Annotated in this window: 23 protein-coding genes and 2 tRNA genes; 15 read left to right on the forward strand and 10 right to left on the reverse strand. The window is 63.0% G+C overall.

The genetic code is table 11. The annotated features are described in order from the left end of the window. Positions 1–167: 167 nt before the first annotated feature. The 3 genes from OCX61_RS09070 to OCX61_RS09080 are packed head-to-tail and all read right to left on the reverse strand — an operon-like array spanning position 168 to position 1,751. A complete protein-coding gene (locus OCX61_RS09070) occupies positions 168–1,244 on the reverse strand; it encodes an NAD(P)H-dependent flavin oxidoreductase (protein ID WP_261943481.1) in 1,077 nt (358 codons plus the stop codon). Positions 1,245–1,268: 24 nt separating this feature from the next. Beyond that, entirely contained in the window at positions 1,269–1,439 is a 171-nt protein-coding gene (locus OCX61_RS09075; RefSeq protein WP_261943482.1) for a hypothetical protein, read from the reverse strand. 9 nt (positions 1,440–1,448) lie between these two features. After that, positions 1,449–1,751: a DUF1883 domain-containing protein gene (locus OCX61_RS09080; RefSeq protein ID WP_060479928.1), complete on the reverse strand. Its 303-nt coding sequence runs from the start codon at positions 1,749–1,751 to the stop codon at positions 1,449–1,451. Positions 1,752–1,910: 159 nt separating this feature from the next. Here OCX61_RS09080 and OCX61_RS09085 point away from each other — a divergent pair, with 159 nt between their 5' ends. The 8 genes from OCX61_RS09085 to OCX61_RS09120 all read left to right on the forward strand — a co-directional run bounded on the left by OCX61_RS09085 (position 1,911) and on the right by OCX61_RS09120 (position 9,336). Beyond that, positions 1,911–2,270 (forward strand): hypothetical protein, encoded by a 360-nt coding sequence (locus OCX61_RS09085; protein ID WP_261944287.1) that lies wholly within the window; start codon positions 1,911–1,913, stop codon positions 2,268–2,270. A gap of 145 nt (positions 2,271–2,415) precedes the next feature. Beyond that, a complete protein-coding gene (locus tag OCX61_RS09090) occupies positions 2,416–3,066 on the forward strand; it encodes a c-type cytochrome (protein ID WP_261943483.1) in 651 nt (216 codons plus the stop codon). Next, positions 3,063–3,983, forward strand: a complete 921-nt coding sequence (locus OCX61_RS09095; RefSeq protein WP_261943484.1) for a c-type cytochrome — start codon at positions 3,063–3,065, stop codon at positions 3,981–3,983. Before OCX61_RS09090 ends, OCX61_RS09095 begins: the two co-directional genes overlap by 4 nt. A gap of 196 nt (positions 3,984–4,179) precedes the next feature. Continuing rightward, a complete protein-coding gene (galU, locus tag OCX61_RS09100) occupies positions 4,180–5,019 on the forward strand; it encodes a UTP--glucose-1-phosphate uridylyltransferase GalU (protein ID WP_085676094.1) in 840 nt (279 codons plus the stop codon). 157 nt (positions 5,020–5,176) lie between these two features. Beyond that, on the forward strand, positions 5,177–6,532 hold the full coding sequence (gorA, locus tag OCX61_RS09105; RefSeq protein ID WP_261943485.1) for a glutathione-disulfide reductase: 1,356 nt from the start codon (positions 5,177–5,179) through the stop codon (positions 6,530–6,532). Positions 6,533–6,728: 196 nt separating this feature from the next. Next, a complete protein-coding gene (gene ahpC, locus OCX61_RS09110) occupies positions 6,729–7,292 on the forward strand; it encodes an alkyl hydroperoxide reductase subunit C (protein WP_054884952.1) in 564 nt (187 codons plus the stop codon). Positions 7,293–7,417: 125 nt separating this feature from the next. Continuing rightward, positions 7,418–8,980: an alkyl hydroperoxide reductase subunit F gene (gene ahpF / locus OCX61_RS09115; RefSeq protein WP_261943486.1), complete on the forward strand. Its 1,563-nt coding sequence runs from the start codon at positions 7,418–7,420 to the stop codon at positions 8,978–8,980. 167 nt (positions 8,981–9,147) lie between these two features. Beyond that, positions 9,148–9,336 carry a hypothetical protein gene (locus tag OCX61_RS09120; protein WP_085676091.1) on the forward strand — a complete coding sequence of 63 codons (189 nt, stop codon included), beginning with the start codon at positions 9,148–9,150 and terminating at the stop codon, positions 9,334–9,336. A gap of 5 nt (positions 9,337–9,341) precedes the next feature. On the opposite strand, the gene OCX61_RS09125 is transcribed toward OCX61_RS09120, so the two are convergent. From OCX61_RS09125 to nhaR, 3 genes are all read right to left on the reverse strand, one after another. After that, the gene (locus OCX61_RS09125; RefSeq protein ID WP_261943487.1) at positions 9,342–9,989 is read right to left on the reverse strand and encodes a YceH family protein; all 648 of its coding nucleotides are present in this window, start codon (positions 9,987–9,989) and stop codon (positions 9,342–9,344) included. Between the two features lie 150 nt (positions 9,990–10,139). Further along, positions 10,140–11,351 carry a serine/threonine transporter SstT gene (gene sstT, locus OCX61_RS09130; protein ID WP_261943488.1) on the reverse strand — a complete coding sequence of 404 codons (1,212 nt, stop codon included), beginning with the start codon at positions 11,349–11,351 and terminating at the stop codon, positions 10,140–10,142. Positions 11,352–11,445: 94 nt separating this feature from the next. Then, positions 11,446–12,339: a transcriptional activator NhaR gene (gene nhaR / locus OCX61_RS09135; protein WP_261943489.1), complete on the reverse strand. Its 894-nt coding sequence runs from the start codon at positions 12,337–12,339 to the stop codon at positions 11,446–11,448. A gap of 132 nt (positions 12,340–12,471) precedes the next feature. Between nhaR and OCX61_RS09140 the strand changes: the two genes are divergently transcribed. After that, a complete protein-coding gene (locus OCX61_RS09140; protein ID WP_261943490.1) occupies positions 12,472–12,711 on the forward strand; it encodes a hypothetical protein in 240 nt (79 codons plus the stop codon). Positions 12,712–12,740: 29 nt separating this feature from the next. Beyond that, the gene (locus OCX61_RS09145; protein WP_016391529.1) at positions 12,741–13,493 is read left to right on the forward strand and encodes a TerC family protein; all 753 of its coding nucleotides are present in this window, start codon (positions 12,741–12,743) and stop codon (positions 13,491–13,493) included. 51 nt (positions 13,494–13,544) lie between these two features. Here the strand turns inward: OCX61_RS09145 and OCX61_RS09150 are convergent, their stop codons facing one another. Continuing rightward, positions 13,545–13,715 (reverse strand): hypothetical protein, encoded by a 171-nt coding sequence (locus OCX61_RS09150; RefSeq protein ID WP_261943491.1) that lies wholly within the window; start codon positions 13,713–13,715, stop codon positions 13,545–13,547. 212 nt (positions 13,716–13,927) lie between these two features. On the opposite strand from OCX61_RS09150, the gene OCX61_RS09155 reads away from it, so the two are divergent. Next, positions 13,928–14,614: a peptidase C39 family protein gene (locus OCX61_RS09155; RefSeq protein WP_261943492.1), complete on the forward strand. Its 687-nt coding sequence runs from the start codon at positions 13,928–13,930 to the stop codon at positions 14,612–14,614. Positions 14,615–14,734: 120 nt separating this feature from the next. Here the strand turns inward: OCX61_RS09155 and OCX61_RS09160 are convergent, their stop codons facing one another. Continuing rightward, complete coding sequence (locus OCX61_RS09160; RefSeq protein ID WP_261943493.1) at positions 14,735–16,018, reverse strand: NAD(P)/FAD-dependent oxidoreductase; 1,284 nt, start codon at positions 16,016–16,018, stop codon at positions 14,735–14,737. Positions 16,019–16,219: 201 nt separating this feature from the next. Here OCX61_RS09160 and OCX61_RS09165 point away from each other — a divergent pair. The 4 genes from OCX61_RS09165 (at position 16,220) to OCX61_RS09180 (ending at position 17,786) form a co-directional block, all read left to right on the forward strand. After that, positions 16,220–16,296 (forward strand) — tRNA-Val (locus OCX61_RS09165). A gap of 179 nt (positions 16,297–16,475) precedes the next feature. Then, positions 16,476–16,552 (forward strand) — tRNA-Val (locus tag OCX61_RS09170). Between the two features lie 173 nt (positions 16,553–16,725). Next, positions 16,726–17,298: an SPOR domain-containing protein gene (locus OCX61_RS09175; RefSeq protein WP_261943494.1), complete on the forward strand. Its 573-nt coding sequence runs from the start codon at positions 16,726–16,728 to the stop codon at positions 17,296–17,298. A 62-nt stretch (positions 17,299–17,360) separates the two neighbouring features. Next, entirely contained in the window at positions 17,361–17,786 is a 426-nt protein-coding gene (locus OCX61_RS09180) for a GTP pyrophosphokinase (RefSeq protein WP_261943495.1), read from the forward strand. A gap of 3 nt (positions 17,787–17,789) precedes the next feature. Here the strand turns inward: OCX61_RS09180 and OCX61_RS09185 are convergent, their stop codons facing one another. Together OCX61_RS09185 and OCX61_RS09190 are read right to left on the reverse strand one after the other, a co-directional pair. Continuing rightward, complete coding sequence (locus OCX61_RS09185) at positions 17,790–18,032, reverse strand: DUF1654 domain-containing protein (protein WP_261943496.1); 243 nt, start codon at positions 18,030–18,032, stop codon at positions 17,790–17,792. 325 nt (positions 18,033–18,357) lie between these two features. Further along, positions 18,358–19,446: an asparaginase gene (locus OCX61_RS09190; RefSeq protein ID WP_261943497.1), complete on the reverse strand. Its 1,089-nt coding sequence runs from the start codon at positions 19,444–19,446 to the stop codon at positions 18,358–18,360. Positions 19,447–19,450: the final 4 nt, after the last annotated feature.

The raw sequence follows: 19,450 nt of genomic DNA on the forward strand, positions 1-19,450 counted from the left end.
TGCCGGAAGGGGCTGCAGGAAGGGTTATAGCTTGTGGGTGATAGGTTGTCAGTGCAGGCCCCTTCGCGGGCAAGCCCGCTCCCACAGGTTTTTCACAGCTACTGAAGCTTTAGCGCTCCCTGTGGGAGCGGGCTTGCCCGCGAAGAGGCAGACGCAGTTTCAAAGCATTACCGAGCAATAAGCGCCAACGCCCTGTCAGCCATCTCCCGGGTCAACTGCTCAGCCGGCAAGTGCTTGCCCAAGCGCAACGCCTGCCCCGACCACAGGTTGCTGAAATCGCTGTTGCCCTGCGCATCGGTAATCGCCCGCAGTGGCATCAGTGCGCCGCCGGCCAGCGGGAAGCGCGGGGCCAGTTCGCTCATCGGCCCCAGCTCGCGCATGATGCGGTTGTTGATGCCCCGCGCCGGGCGCCCGGTGAACAGGTTGGTCAGCGCGGTGTCACTGGCCGGTGCGGTGTCCAATGCGCGGCGGTGGGCAGGGGAGACCTTGGCCTCGGGGCAGAACAGGTAGGCCGTGCCGAGCTGCACCGCGCTGGCGCCCAGGGCCAGGGCCGCCACCAGGCCACGGTAGTCGCCAATGCCACCGGCGGCGATCACCGGCAGGCCCACGGCATCGGCGATCTGCGGCACCAGGGCAAAGGTGCCGATCTGGCTGGTGATGTCGTCGCTGAGGAACATGCCGCGATGCCCGCCGGCCTCATAGCCCATGGCGATGATCGCATCGCAGCCATTGGCTTCCAGCCACTGCGCTTCTTCCACGGTGGTGGCGCTGGACAGCACCTTGGCGCCCGAGGCTTTGACCCGCTGCAGCAGTGCAGCGTGCGGCAAACCGAAGTGAAAGCTCACCACCTCCGGGCGCATCTGCTCGACCAGCACGCAGCTCTGTTCATCGAACGGCGCACGGTTGGACACCGGCGTCGGCGCATCGAAGTCGGCGCCGACTTCGGCGTAATACCCTTTCAGTGCCTGCTTCCAGCGAGCGTCGCGCGCGGGGTCCGGCGCTGGCGGCTGGTGGCAGAAGAAGTTCAGGTTCAGCGGCCGGCCAGGGCAGGCCGCGCGGAATGCTTCTATCTCGCCACGTACCTGATCGCCGGTGAGCATGGCGCAAGGCAGGGCGCCCAAGCCGCCCGCCCTGGCCACGGCAATGGCCATGGCCGAACCGCTGGCGCCGGCCATGGGCGCCTGCAGAATGGGCAACTCGATGCCCAGCAGATCGAGGATACGACGGTCGGGCCAGTTGCTCATGCGCTTCTCCTTGCCGCGGCTGCCTTACAGGGCTTTGCTCACCTGGATGTCGCTGATCTTCTCGGCGTCTTCGCCGTGGATCTTGCGCAGGGCTTCCAGCGCCTGTTCGTGCGAGGCGTCGGCCATCACCGCGAAGTCCCAGCGGCGCTGGCCGTCGAGCTTGTACTTGATGACGTATTTGATGTTCTGGGTCATGGTGGGGCCTTATCCGAGTTTCGACGACGAGCGGCGGATGATCTTGATCTTGTGGGTCAGGTTCGGTTTGCGCGTTACCGAGATCGGGCGGCTGGTCACGGTATCGATGGTGATGTTCCAGAAACCGGTGCTGGGCACGGTGATCTTGGCCGGGAAGCGCTCGAAGTGGCCACCGTGGTAGGTGTGCCGGCCGCCGTTCTTGAAGCTGCGGAAATTGGCGTCGTTCATCAGGCGGATGTTGCAGCGCTGGGAGCACTCGATGACGACGATATCGTCCTCGTTGAGGTGCTCGCGCTGGTGTACGAATTTCATGGGGTGCTCCGCAAGGATTGGTTCTGCAAAGGCGAAAGATACCACGATGTCGGCTTGCGCTGCCGCGCCTGATGGCACTTGGCAGATAAAACGGCCAAAGCGGGGAGCAAAACCGCCTGGCTGTTGTCCTACGCTCTCTTGTTTTTCGAGGTGCGGCAAATGAAGTGGATGGTGGCGGCGTTGTTCCTGGCGCTGGGCGGTTGTGTCAGTGTTTCGGAACTTGAGCAATCCCATGAAACCATGGATGTCATGTCTGGCAAGACGCCGCGCGAATATGCCGATTGTGTCAAGGCGCACCTGGCCAAAAGCCGTGACCCTCTGGTGGAGGAACAGCGCAATGACGGCCTGCGCCTGATCGTGCCGCAAAAGCTCACGGCAGGTTCCGGACCGGCAGCATTGCTCGACATCCATAAGCGAGGCAGCGGCAGCAGCATCAAACTGCATGAGCGCATGAATAACTTCCCGCTGCGCCCGGGTGATGTGCGCGAGGCAACGACCGAGTGCATCTCTGGTAGTTGATCTGGCTCAACGGATCGACGCTTAGAGGGCCAATTGCCAGCCGGTGGTCGACTCGGGCGTTGTTGCGAATTCCCTTACAGGACTAGTATCCATTTGCTTATGTTTTTTAAGCCTAAGCTTATAACAAAAGAAATGGAGATTCGTGATGACACCGTTGAGTCGCGTCGTGATCGGCGGCCTGCTGATCCTCGCCTGGCCTGCGGCGCATGCCGCCGAAGGCAAGACAATTTTTACCCAGGGCGGGACCAACCCCGCTGCCATGGCCTGCGTGGGCTGCCATGGCCCGGACGGCAAGGGGGTTGCCGCCGCCGGGTTCCCTCGCCTGGCTGGCCTGCCGGTCGCTTACCTGAGCAAGCAGCTGCATGACTGGCGCACTGGCAGCCGCCAGCATCCGGTCATGGCGCCGCTGGCCAAGGCCCTGAGCGAAGACGAAATCGAGGCTGTCAGCCGCTACCTGGCCGGCTTGCCGGGTGATCCTGCCCCGGACCTGCGCCGCCAGCAGATCGCCAGCAACCCCACCGAACGCCTGGCCCTCTATGGCGACTGGAGCCGGCAGATTCCCGGTTGCGTGCAGTGCCACGGCCCTGGCGGCAGTGGGGTCGGCGAGCACTTCCCGCCGCTGGCTGGGCAGCCCGCTGCCTACCTGGTGGCCCAGCTCAACGGCTGGCGCGAGGGTAGCCGCAGCAATGACCCCAACCAGTTGATGGTAGGCGTGGCGAAGGCCATGACCGACGCCGAAGTCAAGGCGATTGCCGAGTACTTCGCCCAGCCCGCCAGCCCGGAGGTCAAGCCATGAAAGCCCTGTTGCCCACGTTCATGCTGCTGTACATCGGCAATGCCCTGGCCAATCAGGCGCCCATCGCCATGGAAGACCAGTCGCAACTCAAGGTCCCTGCTGCCCAGGCCGCGCCACAGTTCGCACCGCCGGCCGAAAGCGCACTGCCGGACAATGCCTTCGGCAAGATGGTCCGTGAGGGCCACGCGCTGTTTGTCGATACCCGCCGGCTGATGCCCGAGGCCGTGGGCAATGGCATGAATTGCAGCAACTGCCACCTCGATCAGGGCCGCCTGGCGCATTCAGCGCCGCTGTGGGGCGCCTATCCGATGTACCCGGCCTACCGCAAGAAGAACGACAAGGTGAACACCTTCGCCGAGCGCATCCAGGGCTGCTTCCAGTTCAGCATGAACGGTAAGCCGCCGGCCGCCGACAGCGCGCAGATGACGGCGCTTGCGGTGTATTCGTACTGGCTTTCGACACAGGCGCCCACGGGCGTGGAAATCGCCGGTCGCGGCTACCCCGAGGTGCCACAGCCAAAAGACGGTTACGACTTCAAGCGCGGCCAGCAGGTCTACCGCGAACAGTGCGCCCTCTGCCACGGTGCCAACGGCGAGGGGCAGAAGGTCGCAGGTGAGTATGTGATGCCGCCACTGTGGGGCAAGGACTCTTACAACTGGGGCGCCGGCATGCACCGGATCAATACCGCGGCATCGTTCATCAAGCACAACATGCCACTGGGCAAGCCGGGCAGCCTGAGCGATCAGCAGGCCTGGGACGTGGCCGCCTGGGTCAACCGCCACGAGCGCCCCCAGGACCCGCGCCTGGTGGAAGGCTCCGTCGAGAAGACGCGGCTGAAATTCCATGCCAACGATGGCGTCAACCTGTATGGCCAGCAGGTCGACGGGGTGTTGATCGGGCAGGGAAGTGGTAGCTGAAACCACGTTCCGCCGGCCTTTTCGGGGCTGCCCCGCAAGGGCCGGATGACGGGAATTTCACGAACTTTCTGGAACTATCTACACTAGGTTATCTCTATGAAGGCAGCGGTCGTCGCAGGCAGGGCATTGTAAGCTGCCTGCCGGCTGATTAGACTGCGCCGAATTCCACAGGCCTCGCCTATGTTTAAGGATGTTTATGATCAAGAAATGCTTGTTCCCGGCAGCCGGCTACGGCACGCGCTTCCTGCCTGCTACCAAAGCCATGCCCAAGGAAATGCTGCCGGTGGTCAACAAGCCACTGATCCAGTATGGCGTTGAAGAAGCATTGGATGCTGGTCTGAACGAGATTTCCATCGTCACCGGTCGCGGCAAGCGCGCCCTGGAAGACCACTTCGACATCAGCTACGAGCTGGAAAACCAGATCAAGGGCACCGACAAGGAAAAATACCTGGTCGGCATCCGTCGCCTGCTCGACGAGTGCTCGTTCTCCTACACCCGCCAGACCGAAATGAAAGGCCTGGGCCATGCCATCCTGACCGGCCGCCCGCTGATCGGTGACGAGCCGTTCGCCGTGGTGCTGGCGGACGACCTGTGCGTCAACCTCGACGGCGAGGGCGTGCTCGCGCAGATGGTCGCGCTGTACAAGAAGTACCGCTGCTCGATCGTCGCCATCCAGGAAGTCGATCCGCAGGAAACCAACAAGTACGGCGTCATCGCCGGTGAAGAGATCAAGGACGGCATCTTCCGCGTCGACGCCATGGTCGAGAAGCCGAAGCCGGAAGACGCACCTTCCAACCTGGCGATCATCGGTCGCTACATCCTGACCCCGGACATCTTCGAGAAGATCGAACAGACCGAGCCGGGCAAAGGTGGCGAGATCCAGATCACCGACGCGCTGATGAAACAGGCCGCCGAAGGCAACGTGATCGCCTACAAGTTCAAGGGCAAGCGTTTCGACTGCGGTGGCGCCGAAGGCTACATCGAGGCGACCAACTTCTGCTTCGAAAACTTCTACAAGGCCGGCAAGGCTTACTGATTCAAGTTGCTGTTGACTGGGGCCGCTTTGTGGCCCTTCGCGGGCAAGCCCGCTCCTACAGGGTCTGTGCGATACCTGTGGGGGCGGGCTTGCCCGCGAAGGGGCGCAAAGCGGCCCCAGTGCGTTATGCTGGGCGCCTGCCTAGGAGAGTGAATACATGGCCTACGATTTTGATCTGTTCGTGATTGGTGCCGGTTCCGGCGGTGTGCGCGCGGCGCGTTTCGCTGCGGGCTTCGGTGCAAAAGTGGCAGTGGCCGAGAGCCGCTACCTGGGTGGCACCTGCGTCAACGTCGGCTGCGTGCCGAAGAAGCTGCTGGTGTACGGCGCCCACGTCGCCGATGAGCTGGAGCAGGCCGCAGGCTTCGGCTGGACCCTGGAAGAGGGCCATTTCGACTGGGGCACGCTGATCGCCAACAAGAACCGCGAGATCGAGCGCCTCAACGGCATCTACCGCAACCTGCTGGTGAACAGCGGCGTGACCTTGCTGCAAGGCCATGCACGCATCACCGGCGCCAACGAAGTGGAAGTGGACGGCCAGCGCTACAGCGCCGAGCACATCCTGATCGCCACAGGCGGCTGGCCGCAGGTGCCGGACATTCCGGGCAAGGAACTGGCCATCACCTCCAACGAGGCGTTCTACCTCAAAGACCTGCCGCGCCGCGTGCTGGTGGTCGGCGGTGGCTACATTGCCGTCGAGTTCGCCGGCATCCTCCAGGGCCTGGGCGCCGATACCACCTTGCTGTATCGCGGCGACCTGTTCCTGCGCGGCTTCGACGGCTCGGTGCGTACCCACCTCAAGGAAGAGCTGGAAAAGCGCGGCCTGAACCTGCAGTTCAACGCCGACATCCAGCGCATCGACAAGCTTGACGACGGCAGCCTGAAAGCCACCCTCAAGGACGGCCGCGAGCTGCTTGCCGATTGCGTGTTCTACGCCACCGGTCGCCGCCCGATGCTCGACAACCTGGGCCTGGAAAACACCGGCGTGGAGCTGGATGCCCGCGGCTTCATTCGTGTCGACGAGCAGTACCAGACCACCGCACCGTCGATCCTCGCCATTGGCGACGTGATCGGCCGCGTGCAGCTCACCCCGGTGGCCCTGGCCGAAGGTATGGCCGTGGCGCGGCGCCTGTTCAAGCCTGAGCAATACCGCCCGGTGGATTACCAGAACATCCCGACCGCCGTGTTCAGCCAGCCACCGATCGGTACCGTCGGCCTGACCGAAGAGCAGGCGCTGGAAGCCGGGCACAAGGTGCAGATCTTCGAAAGCCGCTTCCGCGCCATGAAGCTGACCCTCACCGACATCCAGGAAAAGACCCTGATGAAGCTGGTGGTGGACGCCGAGACCGACAAGGTGCTGGGCTGCCACATGGTCGGCCCCGATGCCGGCGAGATCATCCAGGGCCTGGGTGTGGCCCTTAAGGCCGGCGCGACCAAGCTGCAGTTCGACGAGACCATCGGCGTGCACCCGACCGCCGCGGAAGAGTTCGTCACCATGCGTACCGTGACCCGCTGATCAAGCCTGGCGCCGTGCCTTGCAGGAGCGGCGCCATCCTCCAGATCGTTTGCTCAGCCCATTCCCTTCTATTAATTATCTGCGGTTATAGCCAAAACCAATCACAAGCATGAGCTTTGCCAATGAGCCTTTGTCGGGACCAGCGGTTAGGATTCTCTCCATCAACTGATTCCAACCCCATGAAGGAGCGTCTCTCATGCCAATCATCAACAGCCAGGTCAAACCGTTCAACGCCACCGCCTACCACAAAGGCGAGTTCGTTCAGGTCAGCGAAGCCGACCTGAAAGGCAAGTGGTCCGTCGTGTTCTTCTACCCGGCTGACTTCACCTTCGTCTGCCCGACCGAACTGGGTGACCTCGCCGACAACTACGCCGAGTTCCAGAAGCTGGGCGTGGAAATCTACGGCGTGTCCACCGACACCCACTTCACCCACAAAGCCTGGCACGACACCTCGGAAACCATCGGCAAGATCCAGTACCCGCTGATCGGTGACCCGACCCACGTCATCTCGCGCAACTTCGACGTGCTGATCGAAGAAGCCGGCCTGGCCGATCGCGGTACCTTCGTGATCAACCCGGAAGGCCAGATCAAGATCGTCGAATTGAACGACGGTGGTGTTGGCCGCGACGCAGCCGAACTGCTGCGCAAGGTCAAGGCTGCCCAGTACGTTGCCGCTCACCCAGGCGAAGTGTGCCCGGCCAAGTGGAAAGAAGGCGAAGCCACTCTGGCGCCATCGCTGGACCTGGTCGGCAAGATCTAAGGTCATGCATCAATCGCGGGCGGTGAGCAGCCGCCAAAGCTGAAGTACCCACCGCCCCGTAAAAGCGCCCGGGCGAGCTCGCCTGGGCGTTTTTGTATCCGAGTTTTGAAAAAGGAATCGCCCGTATGTTGGACGCCACGCTTAAATCGCAACTGAAAACCTACCTGGAGCGGGTCACCCAGCCGATCGAGATCGTTGCCTCCCTCGACGACGGCGCGAAGTCCCGCGAATTGCACGACCTGCTGGCGGAAATTGCCAGTCTGTCGAACCTCATTACCTTCAGCGCGGACGGCAGCGATGCCCGTCGTCCCTCGTTCTCGCTGAACCGCCCGGGTGCCGACATCAGCCTGCGCTTCGCCGGCATCCCCATGGGCCACGAATTCACCTCGCTGGTGCTGGCGCTGCTGCAAGTGGGCGGCCACCCGTCCAAGGCCAGTGCCGAAGTGATCGAGCAGATCCAGGCGCTGGAAGGCGAATTCACCTTTGAAACCTACTTCTCGCTGTCGTGCCAGAACTGCCCGGACGTGGTCCAGGCGCTGAACCTGATGGCGGTGCTCAACCCCAACGTGCGCCACGTGGCCATCGACGGTGCCCTGTTCCAGGATGAAGTCGAGTCGCGCAAGATCATGGCGGTGCCGAGCATCTACCTGAACGGCGAAGTGTTCGGCCAGGGCCGCATGGGCCTGGAAGAAATCCTCGGCAAGATCGATACCAATGCCGGCGCACGCCAGGCTGAGAAGATCAACGCCAAGGACGCCTTCGACGTGCTGGTGGTCGGCGGTGGCCCGGCCGGTGCTGCAGCGGCCATCTATGCTGCACGCAAGGGCATCCGCACCGGCGTCGCTGCCGAGCGTTTCGGTGGCCAGGTGCTCGATACCCTGGCCATCGAGAACTTCATCTCGGTGCAGGAAACCGAAGGGCCGAAGCTGGCCACGGCGCTGGAAGAGCACGTCAAGCAGTACGACGTCGACATCATGAACCTGCAGCGCGGTGAAGCGTTGATCCCGGCCACCGATGGCGGCCTGCATGAAGTGCGCCTGGCCGGCGGCGCCTCGCTCAAGGCCAAGACCGTGATCCTCGCCACCGGCGCCCGCTGGCGTGAAATGAACGTGCCGGGCGAGCAGGAATACCGCGCCCGTGGCGTCGCCTACTGCCCGCACTGTGATGGCCCGCTGTTCAAGGGCAAGCGCGTGGCGGTTATCGGCGGCGGCAACTCGGGCGTGGAAGCGGCCATCGACCTGGCCGGTATCGTCGCCCAGGTCACGCTGATCGAGTTCGACAGCCAGTTGCGCGCCGACGCAGTGCTGCAGCGCAAGCTGCACAGCCTGCCGAACGTCAAGGTGATCACCAGTGCGCTGACCACCGAAGTGGTTGGCAATGGCGAGAAAGTGACAGGCTTGCGTTACAAGGACCGCACCACTGACGCGGTGCATGACCTGGCGCTGGAAGGCATCTTCGTGCAGATCGGCTTGCTGCCGAACACCGATTGGCTCAAGGGCACTGTCGAGCTGTCGCCGCGTGGCGAGATCATCGTCGACGCCAAGGGCCAGACCAGTGTGCCGGGTGTGTTTGCCGCAGGTGACGTGACCACCGTGCCGTACAAGCAGATCGTCATCGCGGTGGGTGAGGGCGCCAAGGCCTCGCTGGCGGCGTTCGATCACCTGATCCGCACTTCCGCGCCGGCGTAAGCCTGTACCGGCCTCTTCGCGGCTAAAGCCGCTCCCACAGGTACAGCGCAAGCCTCAAGGGCGGTGATATCCCTGTAGGAGCGGCTTTAGCCGCGAAAGGGCCGGCACAAGCAAAGCAAAACCGGAGGGTGTCTATGCTTACCGCAGGCACCCTCTGGAGCTTCACCATGACCCTGATCAGCCGCGAACCCTGGTGGCTAGTTCCGCCCAAGCCCGGGCAGAAAGAGCAGGACCTGCACTGGGGCTACCTCGAGATCTACGCCGACGGCCGCACCGTGTTCGTCGACCAGCGCCCCAGTGACCGGGAGCTGGCCGAACGCAAGAGCTGTCGCAACTTCCCCGACCCTGAACAGTAGGCGGCTCAGCCTTCCAGCTCGGCCAGGCGCGCCTCCAGCGCTGCGATCCGCGCTTCCAGGGCTTCGATACGTTCTTCCGACACGCTGGCGCCACTGCTGCGAGCGCCACCTTCCTGCTGGCGCGCCGCCAGAATCGCCTCGATTTCCGCCGGGTCGCCGAGGGCATGGGTATAGCGGTCTTCCCGTTGCCCGGCCTGGCGTGGCAGGTGCAGGGCCAGGCCGCGCGAAATCAGGCGTTCGAGCTGATGCTGGATCTGTTCGGTATCGTCGAAGTCGTGCAGGCGGTTACTGCGCGTCAGCAGTTCGTTGAGGGTCTGCGGCCCGCGCAGGAACATCAGGCCCATCAGCACCAGCTGCGCCGGTACCAGCTCCAGCGCCTTGTCCACCCGCTGTTCCCAGCGGTCGGCGCGGCTGCCCATCTGCAGGCGGGTCATGTCCTGGCCTTCGAGGGCGCGCAGGGCCTGGCCGACCTGGCCCTGGGTAAGGTTCATGACCGGCTCCCGGCTGGTCTTCTGGTTACAGGCCAGGACCAGGGCGTTGAGGGTCAGCGGGTAGCTTTCCGGGCTGGTCGCCTGCTTTTCGATCAGCGCGCCGAGAATGCGGATCTCGATGCTGCTGAAGCGGCCTTCGCCTGCGGTTTCGTGTTCTGACATGGCCCTGTCTCATTGCTGGGGAAAGGCCACTAGCGTAGGTAAAGCGCCTGGCTTAAGCAATCCACAGGTAGTACACCCACCTCAGGGCCAGTGCAGTACCTGTGGGAGCGGGCTTGCCCGCGAATGGGCCGCAAAGCGGCCCCGGCAAACTCAAGCGCTGCGCCGCTCCTGCGCCAGGCAAGCCGCTGCGGTAAACAGCACGTCCGTGGAGGAATTCAGCGCCGTCTCCGCCGAATCCTGCAGCACGCCAATGATGAAGCCCACCGCCACCACCTGCATGGCAATTTCGCCAGGGATGCCAAACAGGCTGCACGCCAGCGGAATCAGCAGCAGCGACCCACCAGCCACGCCTGAAGCGCCACAGGCGCAGATCGCCGCCACCACGCTGAGCAGCACCGCTGTCGGCAAGTCGACCGGAATGCCCAAGGTATGCACTGCCGCCAAGGTCAGTACGGTGATGGTGATCGCCGCGCCTGCCATGTTGATGGTCGCCCCCAGCGGGATCGACACCGAATAGGTGTCCTCATGCAGGCCCAGGCGCTCCGACAGCGCCAGGTTGACCGGAATGTTGGCCGCCGAACTGCGGGTGAAGAACGCCGTGATGCCGCTTTCACGCAGGCACAGCAACGTCAGTGGGTAAGGGTTGCGGCGGATCTTCCAGAACACGATCAGCGGGTTCATCACCAGCGCCACGAACAGCATGCAGCCGATCAGCACGCCCAGCAGGTGCAGGTAGCCGAGCAGGGCGCTCAGGCCGGACTGGGCCAGGGTCGAGCTGACCAGGCCGAAGATGCCCAGCGGGGCAAAGCGGATGACCACGCGCACGATCAGGGTCACGCCATTGGACAGGTCCTCGACCACGGTGCGGGTGGTCTGGCCAGCATGGCGCAAGGCCACGCCCAGGCCGATGGCCCAGGTCAGCACGCCGATGAAGTTGGCGTTGATCAAGGCGTTGATCGGGTTGTCGACTGCGCTCAGCAGCAGGTTCTGCATCACCTCGGTGATGCCGCCTGGCGCGCTCAGGGTGGCCTCGCCGGTGCTCAGGGCCAGATGCGAAGGGAACAGCATGCTGGCGACCACCGCCACCACGGCGGCGGCGAAGGTGCCCAGCAAGTACAGCCAGAGGATCGGCCGGATATGGGTTTCCTGGCCGTGGCGGTGATTGGCGATCGAGGCCATGACCAGGATGAACACCAATACCGGTGCGACCGCCTTGAGGGCGCTGACGAACACTTTGCCGAGGAAGGCCAGGTCGCGGGCGATGGCAGGGGCCAGCAGGGCCAGGGCGATACCGGCGACCAGGCCGATGACGATCTGGGTCACCAGGCTGGTGCGGTTCAAGAGGTGGAAAACAGGTGTCATGTGCAGCGCAGTCTCGGAATCTTCAAAGGGCGCGACTCTAGCACAATCAGGCCCGGCCCTTTCGCGCCGAACCGCCACGAAAAAGCCGCCATCACTACCAGTGGAACAGCTCCCGCCGCGCCCCCTCGGTAATTGCCACGATCCCCGGATGCTTGACCTTGCGCTCCACCGAAATGGCATAGAACGACTCATGCACCGCCTCGGTCTGGCCGATCAGCTCGACGCCATACTGCCGGCACACTTCCTCGGCAATCACGCTGGGCGCAACGAAAACTCCGCTGCCCGACTGCCCGAACGCCTGCATCAGCGCACTGTCGTCGAACTCACCGATAATCTGCGGCTGCACCTGCTGCTCGCCCAGCCAGCGCAACAGGCGGCTGCGCACCACGGTTTCCGGGCCGGGAATCAGCAGTGGGGCATCTTGCAGGCAGGCGGGGAAGGGGCCAGCATGCTGCCTGGCCAGGGCCGGGGTGGCGAAAAAGCTCAGGCCACATTCGCCAAGCTTCTGGCTATAGCCCTTGATGTCCAGGTGGCTGGGCATCGGGCTGTCGGAAATCACCAGGTCCAGGCGCTGAATCGCCAGGTCCGCCAGCAACCGTTCGAGTTTGTCTTCGCGGCAGCTGATGCGCAGCGCCTCGTCCAGCTCCATGGTCGGTGCCAGCAGGCGATAGACGATCGACTTCGGCACCACATCAGCCACCCCCACGCGGAACAGTATCTGCTCCTGCGGGCCGGCCCTGAGCATGGCCTCCAGTTCGCTGCCGATCTGGAACATCTGCTCGGCATAAACCAGCGCCTGACGGCCGGTTTCGGTCAGCTCCAGTTGCCGGCCGACGCGCTGGAACAGCTCCAGCCCGTAGGTCTGCTCGAACAGGCTGATCTGCCCGCTGATGGTCTGCGGAGTCAGGTTCAGCTGCTCGCTGGCGCGGGCGATGCTGCCGGTCTTGGCCACGGCCCAAAAGTAGTGGAGCTGGCGATAGTTGAGCACGCAAGCGGGTCCCGATTCGAAAAAACCGAAGTATACACACTGGAAATACGAATTTTCCTGAGGTATTGGCGTCTTTAGAATGCGTTCCCATCAGGCGCTTCGCGCCGCCGGGATTTTTCAAGCGAGGACACCATGCTGCAACTCAAATCCATTGGCACTCCGCTGGTGCTGGCCTTGGCACTGTTGACCCTGGCCGGTTGCGACCAGGCCGAGAAGTCCGCCCAGCAGATGCTCGACCAGGCCGCAAAGTCGGCCAAGCAGGCCATTGACGACACCAACAAGGCTGCTCAGCAGGCGTTGAGCGATGCCATCGGTCACGAGGGCCACAAGCCCAAGGAAGCCGACAAGAAAGCCCACACCCAGGAAATCTGACCCCCAACCGCCGCTTCAGGATTTGAACAATGGAATACTTGCTGGAACTCGCCGCTAGCCCTACCGCCTGGGTTGCCCTGGCTACCCTGGTGGCCATGGAAGTGGTACTGGGCATCGACAACCTGATCTTCATCTCGATCCTGACCAACAAGCTGCCTGTGGAGTACCGCTCCAAGGCACGCCGTATCGGTATCAGCATGGCCCTGGTCATGCGCCTGGCGCTGCTCAGCACCGTGGCCTGGATCGTGCAGTTGACCGACCCGGTGTTCGAAGTGTTCGGCAATGCCTTCTCCTGGAAGGACGTGATCCTGATTGCCGGCGGCCTGTTCCTGCTGTGGAAGGCCACCAAGGAGATCCACGAGAACGTCGACCCGCACGGCGCCAAGGAAGAGGCCAAAGTCTCTTCCACGGTCACCCTGGGCTTTGCTGCGGCTATCTTCCAGATCCTGCTGCTGGACATCGTCTTCTCGGTCGACAGCATCATCACCGCCGTGGGCATGACCGAGCACCTGCCGATCATGATCATTGCCGTGATCACCGCAGTCATCGTCATGATGGTGGCCGCCGACCCGCTGGCCAACTTCATCAACGACAACCCGACCGTGGTGATGCTGGCCCTGGGCTTCCTGATCATGATCGGCATGACGCTGATCGCCGAAGGTTTTGGCGCCCATGTACCGAAGGGTTATGTGTACGCGGCGATGGCCTTCTCGACGGTGATCGAGATCCTCAACATCCTGGCTCGCCGAGCGCGGCTCAAGCGTGAAGCAGCAGAAGGCTGATGAAAAACAACGGGGCGCTTGGCGCCCCGTTCGCATTCAGGTGAAATTGCCTCAGTGCACCCCGGCATGCCGCCGCGCCCTGCGCACAGGCTGCGGGGCCTGCGGTGGCAGGTGGTGGTGCTGGGAATGACGCCGCACGATACGCAGAACCCCCCACAGCATGGCGGCTGCGACACTCAGCCACATACCCACCAGCATGAGGATTGCCATTGTCAGGCTCATGTGTGCCTCCTTCTCTTGGACCAACCTGGGGTTAGCCCTCCAGACACTGCTTTAGTCTAGCTGCGCGGCCGTGACGTTCCATTGACCAAAGGTCGATTGCTTAAGCCGATTGGTTCCGTTCACTTGTCGGACTATACCCGCGCAACGCGGCGCCCTATGATCGCTGCCAGAGCCGGGCGCTGCCCGCCTGGCATCGGAACAAGCGAGTGTCCATGCAGCAACATTCCTGCAAGCGCTGGGCGACTGTCCCACGTCAACTGTTGGCCGCCTGCCTGGTGGCTGCAACCTTGGGCGGCTGCGCCAGCGCACCCCCTGCAAGCCTCAAGGGCATGCCCCAGCGGGTCGAGATCAGCAGCGTGCCGTTCTACCGCGGCAATGCCAACCACAGCGGGGCGATGGCCCTGGCCGCATTGCTTTCGCAGCAAGGCGCGCCGATCACGCCGGGGCTGCTGGACAAACCGCTGAATCTGCCCAAGGGCGCCGATGCCCTGGAAACCAGCATCCCGCGCGTGGCGCGCGAGTACGGCATGGTCGTGTACCCGTTGGACAAGCAACTGGATGCCTTGCTGGCCCAGGTGGCCGCTGGCAATCCGGTGCTGCTGCGTTACGAGGAGGGTTCGGCGTGGTGGAGCGAGCCGCGTTACGCGGTGCTGATCGGCTATGACAGCTTCAAGAAGCGCGTGCTGCTGCGCTCAGGGATGCATCGGCGCCAACTGATGGCGTTCGACGACTTTGCCTCGGCGTGGGCGAAGGAGGGGAGTTGGGCGGTGCTGGTGCAGCCCCCGCGCCAGCTGCCGGCCCAGGTGGACCGCCAGCGTTGGCTGCAGGCTGCCGACGAACTGGCCCGGGCGGGCCAGGAAGTGGCGGCGAAACAGGCTGTGCGTAGCCTGAATAAGTAGTTTTACCTGCACCGGCCCTTTCGCGGGCAAGCCCGCTCCCACAGAGATTGCGCCACATTCAGGTGTGGCGCAGATCCTGTGGGAGCGGGCTTGCCCGCGAAGAGGCCGGGCCTGCCTACATCAGAAGCCCAGGCGATCGCGCAGGCTGTAGTACCAGGCGCCGATGGCGCTGAACGGTACACGCAGCATCTGGCCGCCCGGGAACGGGTAGTGCGGCAGGCCGGCGAAGGCATCGAAACGCTCGGCTTGGCCACGCAGGGCCTCGGCCAGCACCTTGCCCGCCAGGTGGGTGTAGGTCACGCCGTGGCCCGAGCAACCTTGCGAGTAGTAGATGTTGTCGCCGATACGGCCGACCTGTGGCAGACGCGACAGGGTCAGCAGGAAGTTGCCGGTCCAGGCGTAGTCGATCTTGACGTTCTTCAGCTGCGGGAAGGCCTTGAGCATCTTCGGGCGAATGATCGCTTCGATGTTGGCCGGGTCGCGCGCACCGTACACCACGCCACCGCCGAAGATCAGGCGCTTGTCGCTGGTCAGGCGGTAGTAGTCGAGCAGGTAGTTGCAGTCTTCCACGCAGTAGTCCTGCGGCAGCAGGGTGCGGGCCAGTTCTTCGCCCAGCGGCTCGGTGGTGATTACCTGGGTGCCGCACGGCATCGACTTGGCAGCCAGCTCCGGTACCAGGTTGCCCAGGTAGGCGTTGCCGGCAACGATGATGAACTTGGCGCGGATCTTACCCTGTGGGGTATGTACCACCGGGTTGGCACCACGCTCGATGCGGATGGCCGGGGTCTGCTCATAAATGATGCCGCCCAGCGATTCGATCGCGGCCGCTTCGCCCAGGGCCAGGTTCAGCGGGTGGATGTGGCCGCCGCTCATGTCCAGCATGCCGCCGACGTAGCTGTCGCAGGCCACCACTTCACGGATGCGCTTCTGGTCCATCAGCTCCAGCTGGGTGTGGCCGAAGCGTTCCCACAGGCGCTTTTGCGACTCCAGGTGGCCCATCTGCTTGGAAGTCAGTGCGGCGAACACGCCGCCGTCCTTCAGGTCGCACTGGATGTTGTACTTGGCCACGCGCTCACGGATGATGCGGCCGCCTTCGAAGGCCATCTTGCCCAGCAGCTGTGCTTCCTTGGGGCCGACGGTGCGTTCGATGACGTCGATGTCGCGGCTGTAGCTGTTGACGATCTGGCCACCGTTGCGGCCCGATGCGCCGAAGCCGACCTTGGCCGCTTCGACGATGCTCACCTTGAAGCCGTTTTCCAGCAGGAACAGTGCGCTGGACAGGCCGGTGTAGCCGGCGCCGATGATACAGATATCGGTTTCCACCTCACCCTGCAGCGCCGGACGTGGCGGCACCGGGTTGGCCGAGGCGGCGTAGTAGGACTGGGGGTAGGGGGTGTTAGCCATGCTGCAGGAACCTCGTGTTTTATATTTTTAACGAATGTACCGATGCTATCAATAATAATAAACACCCGCTAGTCGTCCGTTGAAAATCCTTTACTGGCCTGAAGCGCGCCCTTCTCTATAAACAGTTTAAGATTCAGTGAGTTAGCGCGAAAAAAAGTGTTGACAGGGTTTTTGGATTGCGTAGAATGCGCACCACACGACAGGCACATAGCTCAGTTGGTTAGAGCACCACCTTGACATGGTGGGGGTCGTTGGTTCGAGTCCAATTGTGCCTACCAAACAAAGCCCCGGTCTCCGGGCAGCGAAAAGGGCGATCCGCAAGGGTCGCCCTTTTTGCATTATGGGCGCATTCGAGGTTGCTGTTGCTGGCGCCCGTAGGTTTCTGAAAGTTTTAGATTTTTTTGAAAAAAACGCTTTACAGGTACGCATTTGATCACTAATATGCGCACCACACGACAGGCACATAGCTCAGTTGGTTAGAGCACCACCTTGACATGGTGGGGGTCGTTGGTTCGAGTCCAATTGTGCCTACCAAACAAAGTCCCGGTCTCCGGGCATCAGAAAGGGCGATCCGCAAGGGTCGCCCTTTCTGCTTTTCATGCCCTTCTCGAAAAAGCCCCCCTCGAAGCAGCGTGTAACCTTTGGTCGCGGGCGGTGCCGTGGGCGGCCGTGGTAGAATCCGCCCCTTCGAATCTGGAGGTACACGCGTGCGCAAACTGGCAGTGGTATTGGCAGTGCTGGCCCTGGCGGGCTGTGAGAACGAGGTCGAAGGTGTGCACAAGCAGGTTGCCGAGCACCTGCACAACCCCAAGACCGCCAAGTTCGGCAACGTGCGGATCGACACCAAGGGCACCATCTGCGGCCAGGTGCGTGGCAAGGACGATGCCGGCCAGTACGAGGCTTACCGCAGTTACGTGGCGATCAAGGGTGCCGATGGCCAGTATGAAATCATCGTCGATGACGGCGGCAACAACCTGCGTATCCGCGAATACTGTGGCGGTGCCGACCTGCAGCGTCGCGCCGAGGCGCTGGCCGACCAGCCGGCCCCTGAAGGCTGGGATGTCGAAGTGATCCAGGGCGCCAACATGGGTGCGCTGAGCGACATGACCGCACGCCTGATCGAGAAGGGCATCCCGTCCTCGGTCGAATACCGCGACGGCAAGCCGGTGGTGCTGATGGGGCCGTTCCCGAGCAAGGCTGAGGCCGATGCGCGCAAGGCCGAGGTGATGGCCAAGCTGGGTACCGATTCGATCGTCATCCAGCATGGTGCGCAGCGCTAACTGTAATCTGTAGTCTTCCCCGGCTATGCTTGGCCTGAGACAAGCCAAACGGGGAGGGCCTCATGTCTACACTGGAGCGGGCCATTGCTGTGGCCGCCAGGGCGCATGAAGGGCAATTTGACAAGGGTGGGGCGGCTTATATCCTCCACCCGTTGCGGGTGATGATGCGGGTCAGTACCCCGGAGCAGCGGATTGTCGCAGTGCTGCACGACGTGATCGAAGACACGTCGCTGACCCTTTCCGATCTGGCCCGAGAGGGCTTTCCCCTGAAGATTCTCGCCGCCTTGCTGGCCCTGAGCCGGAACAAGGGCGAAAGCTATCACGACTTCGTCGTGCGCCTGGGCAGCGACCCGCTGGCGCGTACCGTCAAGCTGGCCGACCTGGCCGACAACAGCGATCTCTCGCGTATTGCCGCCCCTGGCCCTGCCGACCTGGCACGGCTGGCCCGTTACCGCGAGGCCAGCGCCTACCTGCAGGCGCTGGCCTGAGCCTCAGTCTTCCTTCGGCACGGTCCAGAAGATCTGCACGCCGCCGTCGTCGCGGTGGGCGAGGGTGACGTTGTCATTCTCGGCGATTTCCTCGAGCAGGGTTTCCCAGTCATCGGGCGACTCGTGCTCCAGGCGAAAGATCAGCGCGGCGCGGCTGCGCTGGGCGAGGGGGTTGTTGATGATCTTCTGAATGCGCAGGCCCAGTTGTTGGTAGCTGCTTGCGCTTGCTTCGGCGGTGTTGGCCACGGAGGCGATTCCTTGTTTTGCTGTATGTGCGTACAGTATTTCAAGGCAAATCATTTCGCAACTCCATCGCTGCTGGATTCTTCGCGGCTGAAGCCGCCCCTACAGGCTTATGCGTTATTTTTGGGAGCAACTGTCTTGCTCAATTTCTTGAATCTTGTGCGATTCCCTGTGGGGGCCGCGCTCGCCGGCGATGGGCCGCGAAGCGGCCCCACAAATTCAAGATTGTTGCATAAATTGCCGGGGCCGCTTCGCGACCCATCGCCGGCAAGCGCGGCTCCCACAAGTGCTTGTATGCGTAGCTCATCAGCCCTGGGTCATACCAGTATCAGTATTCCCAGAAAATCCGCTGCAGCTCCTTGCTGTCCTGGGTCTTGGTCATCGCCACCATCGCCAGGATCCGCGCCTTCTGCGGGTTCAGGTCGTGCGCCACCACCCAGTCATACTTGTCATCCGGCTGCTCGGCATTGCGCAGCACGAAACCACCCTGGTTGACGTGGGACGAGCGAATGATCTGCACGCCATTCTTGTGCAGCTCTTGCAGCGTCGGCACTACCCGCGACGACACCGAACCATTGCCGGTACCAGCATGGATGATCGCTTTCGCGCCGCTCTGCGCCAGGGCCTTGTACGCCGTGTCGCTCACGTTGCCGTAGCTGTAGGCAATGTCCACCTGCGGCAGGCTGCTGATCTGCTTGATGTCGAACTCCGATTGGCTGGTGTGGCGCTTGGCCGGCAGGCGGAACCAGTACGACTTGCCTTCCACTACCATGCCCATCGGGCCCCAGGCGCTCTTGAAGGCTTCGGTCTTGATGTTCACCGACTTGCTCACATCGCGCCCCGACTGGATCTCGTCGTTCATGGTCACCAGCACGCCCTTGCCACGCGACTGCTTGTCGCTGGCCACCGCCACTGCGTTGTACAGGTTGAGCATGCCGTCGGCGGACATCGCCGTGCCCGGGCGCATGGAGCCGACCACCACGATCGGCTTGTCGGTCTTTTCCACCAGGTTGAGGAAGTAGGCGGTTTCTTCCAGGGTGTCGGTGCCATGGGTGATGACGATGCCGTCGACGTCCTTGCTGTCGGCCAGCTCGGCGACGCGCTTGGCCAGTTTCAGCAAATCGTCGTTGGTGATGCTCTCGGAGGCGATCTGCATCACCTGTTCGCCGCGCACATTGGCCAGGTCGGCCAGTTCCGGCACACCGGCAATCAGCTTGTCGACGCCGAGCTTGGCGGCCTGGTAGGTGGCGCTGTTGGCAGCGCTGGCACCGGCGCCGGCAATGGTGCCGCCGGTGGCGAGGATGACCACGTTGGCCAGTTTCTGCTGGGTTTCGGCTTCCTTTGCCGAGGCCGTGGTGGGCAGGATCAGCAGCAGCGCCAGGGCGCTCGGGGCGAAGGACTTCAGTGCAGCATTCATGATT

The sequence above is a fragment of the Pseudomonas sp. LRP2-20 genome (assembly GCF_024349685.1).
GTDB lineage: Bacteria > Pseudomonadota > Gammaproteobacteria > Pseudomonadales > Pseudomonadaceae > Aquipseudomonas.